Genomic DNA, 921 nt, shown 5'->3' with positions numbered 1-921 from the left:
GGCAAGGGAAAAGTATATGAATTTCTCAGAGACATACATTGAGACACTTGCTGTTTTTAATAAATTGATTGCTAACACACTTGTCAAAGTGGGGAAAAGTTCTAATGACCAATATTCTGGACTATTTACGCAATCAAAAAGCTACGCTGGTTTGTTACCTTATTTAAATAAGCAGATAGATATTGACGATGTAAAGCAGATGGCAAAAAACGAGAATCAATCTGTGTCTCAAAATAAAACTACAAGAAAGATAGAATTGGATAGTTTAAACAAACAGACATATATCTTAGCTGTATTAGCGAGCTATGGAGTTGGATCTGAATCAAAAAGAGACAAAATTGACGGATTGATCCTTTCTAATTTTGAAGGTATTAAAAGTGCACAATTAGTCGCATTATGCTTTGGATATAACCGTGGCTACAATGTGTTCAGTAGTTTTTATGGTACATCAGAAAGTAACAGAATTGATGTAAAGTTTCGCCTTGATTCGCAATTAGATTATTACACGATTGAGAGTGTATATCAGTTTGTTTTCAATAAGAAGATTTCTGAAAATCTCGATTATTTGGACTTATGGTGCAATAAACAACATATACAAAATATAACAACAAAGACAGACTATTGCGTATTAGATACAATTGTGAGAGGTAAAAAAAAAGCAAAGGTTGGTTCCAAAGAGTGGTGGAATTCTTTTTCTCAATTTTGTCAAAGGATTGACGCTGTTTCTCTTCTTCAAACACCCTTGTCAATTCTGCTCAACAAAGTTGCAGAATATGTCATTCAAGAATGTATTGAAGAAAAAGAAGCGGAAATAACAGAGATAAAAGCTCAATATGGAGAGAAAAATGGTAGTTTGAAGGGATTGCAAAAGACGTTGGAAAACCTTTCTGAAAGCATGACAAATGAAGAAAGATCTGATAA

1 protein-coding gene is annotated in these 921 nt (G+C 33.1%); it reads left to right on the top strand.

The window, feature by feature from the left end; all coding sequences use genetic code 11:
* Positions 1–16: 16 nt before the first annotated feature.
* Positions 17–921: hypothetical protein (locus AB5213_RS17130; protein WP_368277034.1), on the top strand; the 905-nt coding region annotated here is incomplete at its 3' end.

The sequence above is a fragment of the Coprococcus sp. RTP21204st1_G4_RTP21204_210225 genome (genome assembly GCF_040915385.1).
In the GTDB taxonomy this organism is placed as follows: domain Bacteria; phylum Bacillota; class Clostridia; order Lachnospirales; family Lachnospiraceae; genus Allocoprococcus; species Allocoprococcus comes.
The sequence above is the reverse complement of the archived record's forward strand: the minus strand, read 5'-3'. Positions and strand labels throughout refer to the sequence as shown.